General features: G+C 33.1%; 13 protein-coding genes. 4 read left to right on the top strand and 9 right to left on the bottom strand.

All coding sequences use genetic code 11. The features are described from left to right. Positions 1-9 precede the first annotated feature (9 nt). The 3 genes from AA0X95_RS06960 to AA0X95_RS06950 all read right to left on the bottom strand — a co-directional run bounded on the left by AA0X95_RS06960 (position 10) and on the right by AA0X95_RS06950 (position 3,126). Entirely contained in the window at positions 10-846 is an 837-nt protein-coding gene (locus AA0X95_RS06960; RefSeq protein ID WP_413307064.1) for a glycosyltransferase, read from the bottom strand. Continuing rightward, positions 843-2,204 (bottom strand): hypothetical protein, encoded by a 1,362-nt coding sequence (locus tag AA0X95_RS06955; protein ID WP_413307061.1) that lies wholly within the window; start codon positions 2,202-2,204, stop codon positions 843-845. The genes AA0X95_RS06960 and AA0X95_RS06955 overlap by 4 nt, the downstream gene beginning before the upstream one ends. A gap of 136 nt (positions 2,205-2,340) precedes the next feature. After that, positions 2,341-3,126, bottom strand: coding sequence for a glycosyltransferase family 2 protein (locus AA0X95_RS06950; protein WP_413307058.1), 786 nt, complete (start codon positions 3,124-3,126; stop codon positions 2,341-2,343). A 368-nt stretch (positions 3,127-3,494) separates the two neighbouring features. On the opposite strand from AA0X95_RS06950, the gene AA0X95_RS06945 reads away from it, so the two are divergent. Further along, on the top strand, positions 3,495-4,538 hold the full coding sequence (locus tag AA0X95_RS06945; RefSeq protein ID WP_413307056.1) for an LCP family protein: 1,044 nt from the start codon (positions 3,495-3,497) through the stop codon (positions 4,536-4,538). Positions 4,539-4,813: 275 nt separating this feature from the next. Here the strand turns inward: AA0X95_RS06945 and AA0X95_RS06940 are convergent, their stop codons facing one another. Together AA0X95_RS06940 and AA0X95_RS06935 are read right to left on the bottom strand one after the other, a co-directional pair. Further along, complete coding sequence (locus tag AA0X95_RS06940; protein WP_413307053.1) at positions 4,814-7,639, bottom strand: Ig-like domain-containing protein; 2,826 nt, start codon at positions 7,637-7,639, stop codon at positions 4,814-4,816. Between the two features lie 258 nt (positions 7,640-7,897). Then, on the bottom strand, positions 7,898-9,271 hold the full coding sequence (locus AA0X95_RS06935) for a DUF2142 domain-containing protein (RefSeq protein ID WP_413307050.1): 1,374 nt from the start codon (positions 9,269-9,271) through the stop codon (positions 7,898-7,900). A 276-nt stretch (positions 9,272-9,547) separates the two neighbouring features. Between AA0X95_RS06935 and AA0X95_RS06930 the strand changes: the two genes are divergently transcribed. Genes AA0X95_RS06930 through AA0X95_RS06920 form a run of 3 tightly spaced genes read left to right on the top strand, consistent with a single transcriptional unit; the run spans position 9,548 to position 10,999 of the window. Next, on the top strand, positions 9,548-10,246 hold the full coding sequence (locus AA0X95_RS06930) for a glycosyltransferase family 2 protein (RefSeq protein WP_413307047.1): 699 nt from the start codon (positions 9,548-9,550) through the stop codon (positions 10,244-10,246). Between the two features lie 34 nt (positions 10,247-10,280). Further along, positions 10,281-10,655 carry a DUF2304 domain-containing protein gene (locus AA0X95_RS06925; RefSeq protein WP_413307044.1) on the top strand — a complete coding sequence of 125 codons (375 nt, stop codon included), beginning with the start codon at positions 10,281-10,283 and terminating at the stop codon, positions 10,653-10,655. Further along, a complete protein-coding gene (locus AA0X95_RS06920; RefSeq protein ID WP_413307041.1) occupies positions 10,652-10,999 on the top strand; it encodes an EamA family transporter in 348 nt (115 codons plus the stop codon). The genes AA0X95_RS06925 and AA0X95_RS06920 overlap by 4 nt, the downstream gene beginning before the upstream one ends. A gap of 72 nt (positions 11,000-11,071) precedes the next feature. Here the strand turns inward: AA0X95_RS06920 and AA0X95_RS06915 are convergent, their stop codons facing one another. From AA0X95_RS06915 to AA0X95_RS06900, 4 genes are all read right to left on the bottom strand, one after another. Continuing rightward, on the bottom strand, positions 11,072-12,493 hold the full coding sequence (locus tag AA0X95_RS06915) for a lipopolysaccharide biosynthesis protein (protein WP_413307039.1): 1,422 nt from the start codon (positions 12,491-12,493) through the stop codon (positions 11,072-11,074). A gap of 26 nt (positions 12,494-12,519) precedes the next feature. Beyond that, on the bottom strand, positions 12,520-13,491 hold the full coding sequence (locus tag AA0X95_RS06910) for a glycosyltransferase family 2 protein (RefSeq protein WP_413307036.1): 972 nt from the start codon (positions 13,489-13,491) through the stop codon (positions 12,520-12,522). A gap of 38 nt (positions 13,492-13,529) precedes the next feature. After that, positions 13,530-14,510 carry a glycosyltransferase family 2 protein gene (locus AA0X95_RS06905; protein WP_413307033.1) on the bottom strand — a complete coding sequence of 327 codons (981 nt, stop codon included), beginning with the start codon at positions 14,508-14,510 and terminating at the stop codon, positions 13,530-13,532. Between the two features lie 269 nt (positions 14,511-14,779). Further along, entirely contained in the window at positions 14,780-17,077 is a 2,298-nt protein-coding gene (locus tag AA0X95_RS06900) for an Ig-like domain-containing protein (protein WP_413307030.1), read from the bottom strand. Positions 17,078-17,226: the final 149 nt, after the last annotated feature.

Below are 17,226 nucleotides of genomic sequence, written 5' to 3'. Positions count from 1 at the left end.
AAAACTCCTTTACATCGATAAAAGCCGTTTTAGTGTATGCATCGCGATTTTCTTATTTTTCACAGTCAACACCTGTTTAACGAAACGTTTAACTAGCTGCTTTCGATAGGATGGATACAAGTCTTTTTTATATTTTTGATAAAAGTTCATTTCTGAATTCAAGATACTTTGATATCGATTTAACGAAACCCTGCTATAATCCATTACGGACAATTCATGTTCAAGGATGACATCTAGTAGCCAAACCTTTTTCCCTCTCGCATAAATCTCAAAGAATAACCAATGGTCTAGATAATCTAAAGGAAAGTCTTGATTAAAACCATTAAGTGCATTTAAAAAATCAACTTTGATTAGTGCCCCAGAATTAATCGCCATCACCGGTTTTTCTTGAAGACCTGAAACAGGAAGTTCCTCCTGTAAAGGACGAAGAGAGTGACTGTATACAGGTGAAATCATTTTATCTTCACTTATTATTTTCGGAACAATGGCCACAATATCTTTTGATAATTGTGGCAAATTTAGAATCTCATTTACGTACTTATCTGTTAAATCGGTATCATGGTCAAGTAGCAAGAGCCACTCACTGCCATTTTCTTTTGCTACAGTCCAGGCATGATTATAGGCAGCAGCGATTCCTAAATTGCGCTGATCATGAATGTATGATATATGTATCCCCTCATAATGAATGGGATTTATATCTTGCTTAACTGGGCTATTATCGTAAAAAATGAGCTCAATGTTATTTTTACATTCTTGTTTCGAAAACAATGTTGATTTTAAACTAAGAAAGGTCTTGCTCTCCTCGGGCTTTTGCTTATAAAAGACAACTACTATGGTAATATTCATCGCAATTCCTCGTTAATTATTAGTTCTTTCTTCCTTTGGGAAACCACAAGCAGAATTAGAAAGAAACTGATGCCAATAGGATTGTTAATAAAGGGATTAATATTTGTTAATAAAAGAATCCCCATAAACGCAGCCATTAGAGAAATATCAATTGTATTAGGCTTCTGACCTTTTTTATATGCAATATAATAGTTGTAATAAACAATTAAAAATAAGAAACACCATGTTGTTAAACCTATCAAGCCCTGTTCGACTAATATATCAAGAAAGCTCATTTCAATACCTGTTATTCGACCAGCAACTTCTGTCCCATACCCAGTCCCCAAAATCAAATTCCTTGGATGGACTAAGATGTCCTTTGATGCAACAATAAAATCCATCCGAGCATTTACACTTACATCATTTACCTCTGGTTCAGCTATCGTATTCGTTTTATTGGTTTTCTTTTGATCATTAGTTGTCGTTTTTTCTACTGTTGTTGTTTCAAATCGTTCAAGTGTCATATATTTATACAAGAAAGGAACAGCAATTACTACAACCATAGAAATGGCAAATTTGCGAATAAATTGTTTTGACTGTATTAATTTTTGCATTTTCTTCGCAAGCCCTTTAATTGGATCAACTATGATTTTAACGTCCAATACAATAATCATAAGAACACTTAACATAAAAGCAAGTAAAAACCCTCTTGTTTCTGACCAGAGAACAGAAATTGAACCTAATATAACCATTGCGGTATTCATTTTACTATAGGTTCTGTTTAATAACTCATTCAATGAGATAATAAGGCCGATTAATACAAAGAAATGGCTTTTATAGAACACGCTGTTACTTGGTCTAAAAAACAAATCATCATTCATTACCCAATTCATAAAATCATAAAATGGTTTGAAATTATCAACAAATACAGTTTTTCCAAGTAAAGATACAGTTATTGTAAATATTGCAACCATTAATGCACTATACTTTAACAAAGTGATAATTCGTTGGAGTGAGAAACGCTCCTTTGAAATGTAATAGGCTAATGGAAAATACACTACAAAAAACAAAACCCTAAGGAAATCTGTGACTATAGCTCCTAGTGGATGACCATTAACAAATCCCATGATGCTACTAACGACAAACCAACAGAGTAATAAATAAATACCATTTGTTACTGGATTCATTCGAAAGAATGTATTTACTTCCTTATTGAAGATAGCCTTGGTCTTTACAATTCGGATAACAAACGTTGCAATGAGAAGAAGAAATAAAACCTGACGAATAGATACGACTCCAAAGTCAATTAGCCTTCCTCCCCCTCCCACAAAAATCTCAATAAAAAAAATCGTTAATAATATTTTTTCAAATTTATTCATGAAAGTAGCCCTCTCCTATTACCGCACATCATCATTCAGAATATTCACCACTTTAAATTAAATAAACGGTTTCTTTTTATTATCATTGTTAAATACAATTTTTATGAAATAAGCTTTTTCCAATTGCCTATAGTACTTAAAACCATCTCCATCCCCACTTATTAAAGTAAAGATACATTGACTTCATAAAAATCTTAAATAATCTTGAATTCTTATGTGCACCTCGCTCATAATAATGTACGACTTGTGAAAACGGAGTATAGACTATACGTTTGTTCCTACGTCCCAACTCTACGCAGAGGTCATAATCTTCGAAGTACATAAAATAACGGTCATCAAAACCACCGACTTCTTTGAAGTCCTCCCCTTTTATTAACATAAAGCATCCTGACCCTATCCGAATATCTTGATCACGGTCATCTGGAATATCTCTTAACTCATAGATAGCTAATCGTTTTGCAAACAATTTTTTCACAAATTTAAAGGGAACGAACCTTAAAAAATAGTCAAACACGGAAACCCGGTCACGCATTAAATGCTGAGGCGTTCCATCTGAGTTTAAGACCTTAGGTACTAATAAGGCAATTGAATGGTCACGTTCCATGATCTCTAACATTTTTAATAAATCTTCCCTAACTAAAATAATGTCAGGGTTGAACACTAAGAAATATTTTTCATCAGCCTTCAATAAATTATAATTGTGTCCAAATCCAAAGCCTTTGTTTTCTTGATAAAATGTAATATCCACAAAGTCTTGGTATTCTTTTAACTGCTTTTTATACTCTTCATTCGAGTTGTTATCAAATACAACAAAGCGAAAATTTCTGTCCTGAACAAATTCCTTTTTTAAGTTATCAAGCACATTAAAAATATGTTGACTATTATATGTAACGATACTAATCGCAACTTTTGCATTAGCCATTTTTTCACACTCTTTCATTAACATATTGTGTTCATTATAGCTATTAATTTTTTTGTTGTAACGGTTCTTACATTTTACCGTCTATAATTGAGAAAAAACAATTTCCAACATTTATTAGAAATATTTTTTACAACAAGAGGCCAATCATTCATTGTTTATAAAACCAAGAATTAAAATCGACAATATAACTAAAAACGACTTCAAACTGACGTAACAAAAATAAATTATAGCATCATAGTGTCAAAAATTGTACTTTTATCGGTGATTTTTTTTATTTCCAGTTGAACTTCCTAACTATGGATATTATAATTTTGATTGTAATGCCTTTGAAGCAGTCTAATACTTCTTTAAGAAGGGAATAATATATAATGATTAATTCAAGAGTAACAAGAAGAAAGAAGCCCAAAAAGTGGTTCCGTATCACTCTAGTAACCCTCTTTGTTTTATTAATTGGCGGCGGTGTTTATTTCTATAATGTGTATTCCAATGTTGCAAAAGCAGTTGATAAAATGCATACACCGATATCACGTGAAGTATCGAAGAAGAGAGAAACAAAAGTGGAATTCAAAAAACTAGACCCTATTTCGATTCTGTTGGTAGGTGTAGACGAACGTAAAGGGGATAAAGGCCGAACAGACTCTATGTTGGTGATTACGGTAAACCCTGAAAATAAGATCACAAAAATATTAAGTATCCCTCGTGATACGCGCACGAAACTTATTAATAAAAACAATCCAAACAAGAATCACATGGATAAAATTAATGCAGCCTACGCTTACGGTGGAATTGAGGAGAGTATTGATACAGTTGAAAACTTTATTAATGTACCGATCGATTACTACGTTCAAGTAAATATGGAAGGTTTCAAAGATATAGTCGATGCCGTGGGCGGAATTGACGTAGATAATAAATACGCATTTGAATTAGATGGAGTAACTCTTAGAAAAGGTCCACAACATTTAAATGGAACAAAAGCACTTCAATATGCACGTATGAGAAAAGCAGACCCTCGTGGTGACTTTGGCCGTGCAGAAAGACAGCGAGAAGTAATATCTAAGATTATTGAAAAAGGTAAATCAATTTCTACCTTAACAAAATATGATGATATTCTTGCTGCTTTAGAAAATAATATTAAAACAAACTTAACTTTGAATGATATGATTGGAATTCAATCAACATACAAACCTGCTGCTGAAACAATTGAAAAGCTTGAAATTCAGGGTGAAGGAAAAATGATTAACGGCGGCTGGTACTTCCAAGTGGAGGATGAAACAAGACAAAGCATTTCAAATGAATTGCGTGAACAATTAGAATTGCCACAAGAAACGGTTGCAGCTATCCCAAATTCTTATACAAATAATCAAATATATAAAAATAAAAATAAAAATAACGATAACGATAACGATAATTAATAACAGAAGCTCCTGTAGAATACAGGAGCTTCTGTTATTTTCAGATATTTTTAGAATAAAAACGTTTGAAAATCATGTTTCTATATCATTGCTAAAGTACTCAAACTTAGCAATATGCTTTCCATTAGAAATCATTGCCCCTATAAAATTCTGTAGGTACTTTATTGTGAGGAACTATTAAGATAGATTAATAGCATAATAAAAAAAAGAGATAGCTCATATAAATGAGTCAACCCCTTTGAATTACAGTTTTTCTATCGGAAAAATCAAATCTATTAATTAAAAGTGATTCCTCCTCCATATACCCAACCTTCTTGACCATCAACCAAAACTCTATACCATCTGTTATCGTATGGATACTTCGAAGTATCTCCTGGTACATATATAACATCTGTATTGTAACCAAGAACTTTTACAACCGTCCCAGACGGAATCGTTTTGACTAATGTCGCTGCCTGAACATATGGTATTGCTCTAAATGATAATCCATTTGTATTAACTGTTGCATTCGTATCCATCACGATCATCACACTTGTTGGATATGATTGACCAGCAGGTATATTTCTACCAAAAGAAGGAGCGACTACAGGTGAGCTAGGTAACACATTCGATTGGATATAGCTTGCTGCGTCAAATGGTTTCATAGACAACATTAGGTTAGCTATTCCGTTAGCCCAATTAGGATCACTTGCATATCTTACATTCATACCTTTTAGAGTCGGACCATTATAATAGGCTCCATTTTCATTTAGGTAATCCCTTCTTACGATATACCCTTCAAAATTGATGCTGTCTCCACCTGTAGGAAAATAATATCCGCAGGTAAATGGACAAGAATCATAGGCGCTGTAACCGTATAAATTATGCTTATACGTCTTTAGGTTAGATCCTCCCCAACCTGTTTCCCAAATAGCATGCGCGACTAGATACTGTGCATTAACACCGTATTTATTCTGAGCATCAATAAAACTCTGAGCATAATCCTTTAACGGACTGTCAGGACGCTTTTTATTAAAGAAATCTACAATTTCTTGTGCTGTTATATTGGATGGTTTTCTTAGATCAACCTGGAGATATGGATTTCCGTTATATATATATATAACGTTGTTAAGCATATAAGTTGACCCATTCGCTCCAGTTTCTCTTATTGATAATGTATGTTGTCCATCAGTAAACTGTAAACTATTAAAAGTAAATTGGTAGCCTGAGTTTGCATTTTGGTATTCTGAGAAAATTTGTGCAACGTCAGGACGGGCACTTCCATACTGTGCTTCTCCTAAGATATTACCATCAACTAAAACTTCGACCTTTGAGACACCACCAACATCTAAAATCCAACCACTTACAGATATGTTACCTTTCACGGAAGAAGCATTGGCTGGTGTATCTATAGAACCCTTTGTTGGTAGGTTTTGAACCTTTACATTCTGAATACCAATTTCTGTAGTTACTCCATTATTTCCTGTTTCTCGGACTATTAGCGAGTGTTGACCGTTAGTTAGTTTTCTTGTATCAAGCGCATATTTATATCCTGAATTAGCATTTTGATATATAGGATACGCTTTTGCTACATCCGGGCGTGCAAACCCATACTCTGCGACTCCCATACTTTTCCCATCTACCAATATTTCAATCTTGGATACACCACTAAGATCCAAAAACCAACCTTGTAAATTACTTACCCCACTAATTGTGGAACCACCCGTTGGTAAATCAATAGATCCTCTCGCACTTACATTTTGAACATTTATTAAATGATTATTTAATATTCTAGTGACTCCATTATTTCCTGTCTCTTTTACTGTTATTGTATGCTGGCCGTTGGTTAAACTAGTAGTATCAAGATTATATTGATATCCTGAATTAGCATTTTGATATAAAGGATAGGCCTTTGCTACATCCGGGCGTGCAATTCCATACTCTGCAGCTCCTACGCTTTTTCCATCTACCAATATCTCAATCTTGGATACACCACTTTTATCTAAAAACCAGCCTTGTACTTTACTTATTCCGCCAATGGTGGAACCTACTGATGGTGTTTCGAGGTATCCTACAGATGGAATATTTTGGATGTTCACAACTGTATTACTAAGTACTGTTGTCGTTCCGTTATTTCCTGTCTCTTTTACAGTTACTGTATGCTGGCCGTTGGTTAAACTAGTAGTATCAAGATTATATTGATATCCTGAATTAGCATTTTGATATAAAGGATAGGCCTTTGCTACATCCGGGCGTGCAATTCCATACTCTGCAGCTCCTACGCTTTTCCCATCTACCAATATCTCAATCTTGGATACGCCGCTTTCATCCAAAAACCAACCTTGTACCTTACTTAGTCCACTAATTGTAGAACCTGCAGTTGGTGTTTCCATATATCCTTTTGCAGATATATTTTGAATATCCACCATTTGGCTGCCAAGTACAGTTAATACCCCATTTTTGCCCGTTCCTCTAACAGTTAACGAATGCTGACCATTTGTTAAATTCCTTGTATCAAGACTATATCGATATCCGGAATTAGCCTCCTGATAGTCTGGAAAGGCCTTTGCTACATCAGGACGAGCAGTACCATACTGTGCATCTCCTACGATTTTTCCATCTACCAATATCTCAATCTTGGAAACACCGCTTCCATCTAAAAACCAACCTTCTATATTTGTCAGTCCATTAATTTTAGAACCTGGGGCAGGGGATTCTATATAACCTTTTGGTGATAATATAGAATTTGCAACATTTATTATGCTATTTAAATTATTTGTAGCGTTATTATTCCCAGTCTCTCGAACTGATAAAGAATGTTGACCATTGGTTAGATTTTTAGTATTCAAGGAGAAATGATAACCTGATTTTCCATTTTGATAATCTGGAAAGGCCTTTTGCACATCGGTTCTAGCAATACCATAATCCGCTAGCCCCATGCTCTTTCCATCTACCAATACTTCAATTTTTGAAACTCCGTTTCCATCTAAAAACCAACCAGTTACCTCGCTTTGCCCTTTAAGAGTAGCTCCATATGTTGGGGCATCAATATACCCTTTAGGAGGAAGCGTAGTTCCTTCTCCCCATACCTTGCTACTACCAAATAGTAAAGGAATTGACAAAAAAGATGCACATATCAAATATTTTGTTGTCTTGTAATTTATGTCTTCCACCCCACTTTTAAACAATTATTCTATTTAATAATAATATGATTAGTAGAACGAAACAATATTTTTTTTACATTTATCGACATTTCATCCTGAGATATTGTGACATATTCATCCTAATAGGTCTTTTGAAACAGAAAAACTCCTTATGTTCATACTTGGGTAACTCTCACCCAATAACTAATCATAAGGAGTTAATAAGTTAAACGAATGCTAAATGTAGAATCGAATGTACATAAAATAGGACGAAATAGCTAATGAAATTACCACCACTATGAAATAGACGGTATATCTCTTTTTTAGTAATGGATAAAGTACATACATACCAAATGCAAGAATTAAAAATATAGGAATGAAATAGCGCCCCTGTACACCAATAACCATTTTCGGATTAGTTTGAGGGAATCCTAAATATAACATAGTTACAACAATTGCAGCTTGAATCAGGAAAAATAGAAAAAGAATGGTTCCACGAATATAGGTTTCTTTATTCTCGCTTTCCAAACGCTCCTCTGATGTAAATGCAATAGTTAAAAAGACAATTAGTAAATAGCTAATAATATAAGGAATGGGCGTATCAAGCCAACCAAAAACCCCAAAAAATTGCAAATAAATTGCATCATCGTAAATAAAAGTACCAATTACCTTTTTCAAGAAACTAAGCGGATGTAATAAAATTGTTTTTAATTGACTTACCGGATCTGTTGCCATTTCAGTATTCTTACATAACTGCATCCAAATAAATAAAATCAATGGATTTGCTATTGAAACCAAACTATTGTAAACCCAATATTGTTTTTTGTTTAAAAACTTACTTACTGGTATTAAAAAGACTAGAAGGAAATATGTAAAATAAGCAGATTTACAAAGTGTTAAAGCAACTGTCAAACATAATAATATGGCTACATCTTTCCTTCTGATTTTTTGACTTTCCGATGAAAAGATTAAACGAAATATATAAGCCGATAACAAGAATGCAAACCCAAAGGTAGAAGCATCTGCACTTAATGAAGATACTTGATGAACTGTCATAGGCATAAGAGCAAGTATAAATAAAAATCTTTTTAACCTTGGTATCAATTTAATAGCATAAAAACTTAAAACGACATATGCTAATAAATTACACCATCTAGAAACTAATAGTATGTAATAGATTGGAAGGTCCAAAATACGTCCGATAAACATTCCAAGAGCTTGCGGTAAATATGGAAGCGGACTATAAATAGCACTTGATGGAAAAGAGTAAAAACTCCTTTCATTTGACAATTTTATTTCTTTTGCTGCATTAATCTTTTCAGATTGAACCTTCAAATGGTAATTAAACGGTAATTCACCAAGACCGGAAGTCTCTACAAATTCAAGGATGGAGGTAGGGAGAAAATCACCTGTTTTCCCATCTACATGCTTGCTTAAAAAGTGTCCTTCTGATATTTCGTAAGCGCGATATATATGAACAGCTTCATCAGGAGCTTGGAATTGGGGCAGAAGAATGGACCAATAGATACCAAAAGGAATTGCTATTATTAGAAACAGGTAATGAATTTTCAATTTTTCTTCAATACCCTTTAGCATAGTATTAAGTTTCATTTTGTTTCTCCTTTTTTATGTCAAATATAATAAAACCATACTAATAATAAAATCAAATATCGACATCCAAGTCAACCTAGTTCGACAATTGATAGCTATATTCATATTCCATATATAAAAATAAGTCTATTCATCATATTATTTTATTTCCGATGATTTTATTTGCATTTTATGCTATACTAACATGTGCATATTTTGCCCTATTTTCGGGAAAATTGTTGTAAATTGGCTCAATGGGAATTTAGATTAGGTTCTACGTTATAGGAGGTATAATTTGTGAAAGTATTAGTAATAGTTCCTGCTTATAATGAAGAGCAAGGAATTAAACACGTTGTAGAATCATTTAAAAATATTAATAATGTTGATATCCTTGTTATAAATGACTGCTCAAAAGATAAAACCTCTATTGTGTGTAGAGATTTTGGTTTAAAGGTTATAGATTTACCAACAAATTTAGGAATCGGTGGTGCGGTACAAACTGGTTATAAATACGCTTTATTAAACGGTTATGATATCGCGATTCAAGTTGATGGTGATGGACAACATAATCCCTCGTATATCAAGGAGCTTATTAAACCAATTATTGCGGGAGAAGCAGACCTTGTAATCGGATCAAGATATTTAGAACACAAAGGCTTCCAATCATCGTTTTTTAGAAGGCTTGGAATCAATTACTTCAGTTTATTAATAAAGCTTCTACAAAAGAAAAAAATTACAGACCCTACATCCGGATTTAGGGCAGCAAATAAAAAAGTAATTGAACTTTTTAGTAATCGTTACCCAATAGATTATCCTGAGCCAGAATCTATTGTTTATTTACTAAGAAATAATTACCAGATTGAGGAAATTCCCGTTGTAATGAACGAAAGAGTTGGTGGAGAGTCGAGTATAAATGCATTTAAGTCAGTATATTATATGATAAAAGTATCCACAGCTATTATTATTGATAATCTAAGAAAAATCGGTTTAACCTAAAATAAACTTTTCGATTCATCAAAAGGAGAAATCCATGATAACTGCAAGACTTCAAATTATTTTGTTTATAGCTTCCCTTTGTACCTTTATTTTGATAGTCAATATGATACGAAAGTATAATTTAGAACTAAAGTACTCATTACTTTGGCTTTTTTTCTGTATTGTAAATGTGCTACTAGCAGCATTCTCAGGAATTGGAGTATATACTGCAAAATTCTTAAGTATTAAAGAGCCCGTTAATGCAGTTTTCCTACTATCATTTGTATTTCAGTTTTTTCTAATTTTTTCTTTAACTTTAACAATTTCTAAGTTATCTAGTAAGACAAGCCAACTAGCACAAGATGTAGGTATACTAAAAAATGAAGTTGAAGGAATAAAGCAGCAATTTCACGAAAGGAAAAAAATATGAAATTTTTATTGATATTTCTGAATATATTATGCTTGGTTTTTGGGCAAACCGCTTGGAAAATGGGTTTAGAAAAATTGGAGTTACACGGATCATTAATATCAAAATTTTTTCAAATCGTTTTTTCTCCTCTTATTCTACTTGGATTTGCTTTATATATCATCGCAACTATAATTTGGATGTATTTATTATCTAAATTTCCAATAAGTTATCTTTACCCACTGCAAAGTTTAGCTTATATTATTTCTTTATTTGTAGGTTTTTTAATTTTTAAAGAAGTAATCCCTTTATCACGCTGGATTGGAACATGTGTAATCCTACTTGGTGTCTATATCATTGTTAAATAAAATACTAATCCTACATTGAAAAGACGACTTTACCATTAAAACCTTAACATAATGGTAAAGTCGTCTTTTTTATTACCCTCTCACTAACTGTTTAACAGTAATAACCGTTGCTTGTATGTCTTTTTTCTGGATAAGTAAATACAATCCATAAGCAGCTAGATAAAGCCCTACACCTAACAGTGATGATATAAACCAACCTGAAAGTATAAAAATAATTGTAAGTATAAGTTCAAGTATAATATCTTTATTCACTGTTACATTAATGATCTTTGATAAAAAGATTTCTGCTAGTACACACCGGAAGGCTAAAAGGATAACAATAGATACAATTGCTAATGGCAGACTCTTAAACATTATGGTGAACAAGATTGTAAGGATGGCACTTAATACTACGGATGCTAAATTGAAAGTAAGCATTAACTTTTCTTTTCGTAACGTTTTTAAATAGGTATTAATTAACAATGCCATTTTACCTTCATATACACACATTGGAAATAGTAGTGCCATATATAATAAACTCTCAGAATACTGTGGTAACCAAACAGTCAAGATTACCTTCATAGGGTAATACACAATTAGTAATCCTAGCAAAGGTACCATTAAAAATGTTCTCATAGTGGTATACAGCATTGGAAGTTTATCCTGATTCGTTCGTCGTAAAACCGGAAACATGACTATACCGACAGCATCGATAAATACCATCATTAGGCTAGAAATACTCATGACTAATGATACCTTACCAAATGTTGATACATTCCAATTACGTTCTATTCCAAATCGAACAATCCCGATTATTAGCATACTGGCAACATTAGCAAACATCAACTTAATACCTACACTAACATTCTTAACCGTTTCTCTCAAATTGAAATAGAAAGAGGACACCTTATTGAATACTATCTCCCGACAACAGTATGTTGCGTACACTAATGTTACTAGTTTTCCAATAATATCAGCAAAGATCAACACCTTATATTGCCTAATACCTACTAATAGGAATAGCAATATTAAGCAACAGTAAAGGATTCTTTCCATTAATGTAATATGCGCATACTCTTTAATCCTATTTGTAGCCTGGAGGATAAAAATAAGCATCAGCCTTCCATTAACAAGTAACATACATAATGCAGTCATTTGAAGAATAAATAACTTATTAACATCTAAACTAAGAGTGGCTGAAACACCAATGATAACAAATCCTATCAATACCTGAAAGACAATTAACATCCAGAACTGTGAGAAAAATAATTCTTTATTTAAATCATTATAATCCTTACCACCATATCTAAGATAGATACCATCATTCCAGCCAAAATGCAAGAAACCCACATAAGATGAATAAAAGAGGTACAATTGCCAGTAACCATAATCTTCTACGCCTATCCACTTTGGTACAATAAGTATTAATACTGTCGAGATTAGTATTGAAATTAGATTCGATGACAGGGTGTATGAAAAGTTTTTTATAAAAGTAAATGCCTTATTATTCAACACTCATCCCTCATTATTACTTAGTAATATCAATTTTTTTCACTATATTTTTTGCTGTTTCTATATTTTGAGTACTTAACAAAATGCGACCATGTTTTTCTTAAAAAAACTAAATACTCTGTAAACGTGAGCCTATATCGTTTCTTAATTTTTTTCATTATTGGAGTGATGGCGCGATCAGCATAGATGAAAAGCAGCCAGAAAAGATTTAATTGATATATTCTTGCCAAGAAATAAATCTCACTTTTTAACATTTCTGTATCAACAAACAGGTTGTCTTTCCCCGTGGTCAGTCCATGATGATGTACAATTTTAGATTCTGGTAAAAAGTAAGCTTTATAGCCTGATCTATACATTTTATGACAAAGAATATCCTCTTCATAATATAAAAAAGTATGTTCATCGAATAAGCCTAGTTTCGATAGCATTTCACTTCTTGCCATAAAACAACAACCTGAAAATTTATAAATGGGTATAGGGTCACCTTTTATAGAGTCAGCTGATAAATAATATTTATCATTGTATTGCTCTTTTTTACTATGGGAGGCAAATTTGCTTAGCTTAGTATTAAATAATAGATAATCCAATGTTTCTAATGGCTTTAAAGAAGGTAAGTTTTGCAACTCACCTTCAGGTGACAAGATATAAGGAGATACAACCGCTACATTTTCATGTTTTTCAAGATAGTTATGCATATGCTCAATACTCTCATCTAGAAATATGACATCATTATTAGCAATGGTAATGATGTCATGACCATCCTTAATAGCCTGTCTAATACCTATATTATTTCCCTTCGCATAGCCTAAATTTTCAGATTGAATCAACACGACATTTTTATGGTCACGATATCGTTTCTTAAGCTGATGATAAGAGTCATTTAATGACCCATTATCCACAATATAAATAGTATGATTTTTTTTACATGTTTCAGAAATAGATTCTACACAACGTATAGTCATTTCCCATGTATTGTAATTTAAAATTATAAAACCTATCATTTTTTCAACTCCAAAGTAATACTAGTAGAGGTTAATAATTATAATTCACCCTTTACTTTATCCCAGTATAGGCGGTAAAACATTACTAGGATTTGGGGAGAAATAACCGCTATAGATAATAGAATTTTTTTCTTCTGATTATAACTTTTTTTAGTTAGTAATGTCCTTATTTTTTGTCGATCCAAATCAAGTAAATATTTAAATTGATTCTTTTCATTAAAAAAGTACTTTTCAATATTAATATATAACATTACCCCTGTTAAAAACCATTCTGCGTATAATTCATTAGCTATATCAGGATAATTATTAAGATAGAACAGATACATATCCCTTCTTACCTCAAATTCATCTAGACGCTTTTTAGAAAAAGCTTTACGCATCGTGCTTTTTTCATTAAAACGATAATTATATAAAGCCTGTCCTGTATAATATATTTTGTTAGCTTGGTGAATGATTTTATAAGCAAAGTCCATGTCTTCAAGTATATACCCTTCTTTAAATCGCAGACCTTGGATAATTTCCTTTTTATATAATTTATTACATGGACTAAATGTTAGTCTTTCATTTAAATAAAGCTCGTGCATTGCGGAAGTTTTGTCAAATAATTGATTTGTCGTATTATTACTATATAAATGACTTTCAGAGTTTTTATCATACTGCATTAAGTTACATGCAGTAATTTCAGCATCTTTTTCAATAGCATACGAATACAAAATTTTGTACATATCTCTGTGTATCCAATCATCACTATCAATAAAGCCAATATAATCTCCCTTGGCCGCATCTATTCCTCTATTTCTTGCAGAAGACTGACCTCCGTTTTCTTTGTGAATAACAATGATTCTGTTATCTTTCTCGGAAAAATCATCACAAATAAAACCACTTCGGTCACTTGAACCATCATCCACTAATATTAGTTCAAAGTCTGTAAAGGACTGGTCCAATATACTATCTATACAAGCATGAATGTAAGATTCAACATTATAAACAGGAACTATAATACTAATTTTAGGATTCATTTAGTTTCTCTCCATATAAATCTGTAAAAAATTTGTATTTAATAAAGAGCATTTCCTAATTAGGGTCTTGCTCATTTCAATGGTCCATAACCGCATTTTTATTAATATAAATACAACGTATTATAGCATAGATTAATTTAGGATTGTAGAAATAAACTTTTATACTATACCCGGTCTAGTATAACCACTCATTTCAAACTTATGACATTCTCAATAGATATAAAAAAGAAAAGCTGATTGACCTCCAGCTTTTCCTCTTTTAATTTATTTTAGAAAAACGTTACTGTTATTTCTGGCATGAGCTTAATTTGACCATTTTTCCCAGTTTCCCTTACTGTTAAGGTATGAATTCCTTGAATATATCTTGTTGTATCTAATGCAAAATGAAAACCAGCATTCCCATTGTTATACTCAGGAAATACATTTTTTACATCTACCCTCTCATCTCCATAGAAAGCCTGTCCTGCAATTTCACCGTCGATGAGCACTTCAATTTTTGACACACCACTTGGATCCAAGAACCAACCCGATACGTTAGTAATTCCTTTTAACTTGGTGTCTGAAGTCGGATTTTCCAGATAACTTTTTACAGTATTTGTGAATGTTACTTTATTTTCTAATAATGTAGTTACAAATCCGTTTTCACCAGTTTCCCTCACTGTAACGGTATGAATTCCTTCACTAAACCGTGTCGTATCCAATGGGTAATGATAGCCGGATTTTACATTGTTATACTCTGGAAAGGCGGATTTTACATCTAATCTTGCATCCCCATAGACAGCTTGACCTACTACTGCCCCATCCACTAGAATTTCGATCTTCGACACTCCGCTCGTGTCTAAAAACCAGCCTGAGACGTTAGTGATTCCTGTTAACTTGCTGCTTGGTGTGGGGTTATCCATATATCCTTTAACATTTGAAAACGTAACATTTCTTTCCGGTAAAGTAGTTACCTTGCCATTTGTTCCTGTTTCTCTTACCGTAATAGTATGGGGTCCATCATTAAATCTTGACGAATCAAATGAATAGTGATATCCCGAATTTCCGTTGTTATACTCCGGAAAAACCTTTCTCACATCCGTTCTGGCATCTCCATAGACAGCCTGACCAGCTACTCTGTCATCCACTAGAATTTCTATTTTTGCTACTCCACTTTCATCCAGGAACCACCCGGATACGTTAGTGCTTCCTTTTATGTTACTGTTATCGGCTGGATTATCTAAATACCCTTTGACATTTGAAATCGTTACAGGTTTTTCAGCCAAAGTCGTTACTCGGCCACTCGTAGATGTTTCTCTTACAGTAACAGTATGGGGCCCATCGCTAAAATTGGTTGTATCTAAAGAGTAATGAAAGCCTGCATTCCCATTATTATATTCTGGGTATGCTCTTTGGACGTCTGGTCGTACATCCCCATAAGTCGCCTGCCCTGCTAATTTTCCATCTACTAGCACATCTATTTTTGAAACGCCATTTTCATCTAAGAACCAACCTGATACGTTATGTATACCTTTTAAATGACTATCAGAAGTAGGGCTATCTAAAATACCTCTGACAGGTGAAACGGTTATTGTCCTTTCAGGTAATGTCGTAACATAACCGCTTTTCCCAGTTTCTCTTACCGTTATTGAATGAATACCACCAGAAAGCTGAGTTATATCAAGCAAATAATGATAGCCTGCATTTCCATTATAATAATTAGGATAGGCATTTTGTACATCGGGTCTGGCATCCCCATAAATCGCCTGGCCTGTCACTTTTCCATCTACCAACACTTCTATTTTTGAAACGCCACCGTCATCTAAAAACCAACCAGAAATGTTAATATTATCATTTACTTTTAAACCTGAAACAGGGGAATCTATCATTCCAATGGCTGATCCATATGTCATTGCCTGTTTACCAAATTGCTCCCAGCCTCTAATAAAGGCAGTACGGGAAACTCTCCGATTTTTTATATTTGCAAGAGGATCATTAAAATAAACATAGTTATTATCATATCCCGTAAGAAGAACACTATGTTCATGAAAAGTCATTGAAATAGGACCGGTTGGAGTTTGTAGGGTTTGCCACTGACTGCTAGGAACAGTATCAAATGTACTTGTTGTAATTACCCATACAGGGTTACCGCTGTCTAGTTGTTTCGATATGACATCGAATGAGTTTCCTGTTAAATCAATCATATTGGTATATTGACTAGCCAGCTGATAAACCGGACCATGGTATACAGAATAGCCGATTGAATTACCAGTAATATCACCAACAAATCCGGTATTCGGATTTCCCCAGTAAATCGTGCTTCCAACTTTGTGATATGGTGTAGGATCCTTTTTTACTTGGTTTGCAAGTGTCATTTTACTTACATTAATGCCTCTATATTGAAGGAGCATAGCTAAACTAGTAACCTCACAACCATTCTTTAATTCCGGTAATTGATAAATAAGCGGTGCATTCAAAAGGGTAGCCGCTTTTGTAGTGGATGGTACAAACATACTAATTGTACTTATTATCCCAAAACAAAAAATTAATGGTATTATCTTTTTTTTCAGAATATTAATATTGCTCACCTCCTATTTTCCTTTGACTATTATTCTATCAGGAATATGAGTGTAAACAAAGATTTTTATTCCGCTTTGAAATTTGAAATAGTAGAATGACAGATTGTCTTCAATAATTTTATGTATTCTCCCTTCTCAAGTTGAGAAGGGTATCGTTA

The organism is Neobacillus phoenicis (assembly GCF_047302305.1).
Classification (GTDB): domain Bacteria; phylum Bacillota; class Bacilli; order Bacillales; family Cytobacillaceae; genus Neobacillus.
The sequence above is the reverse complement of the archived record's forward strand: the minus strand, read 5'-3'. Positions and strand labels throughout refer to the sequence as shown.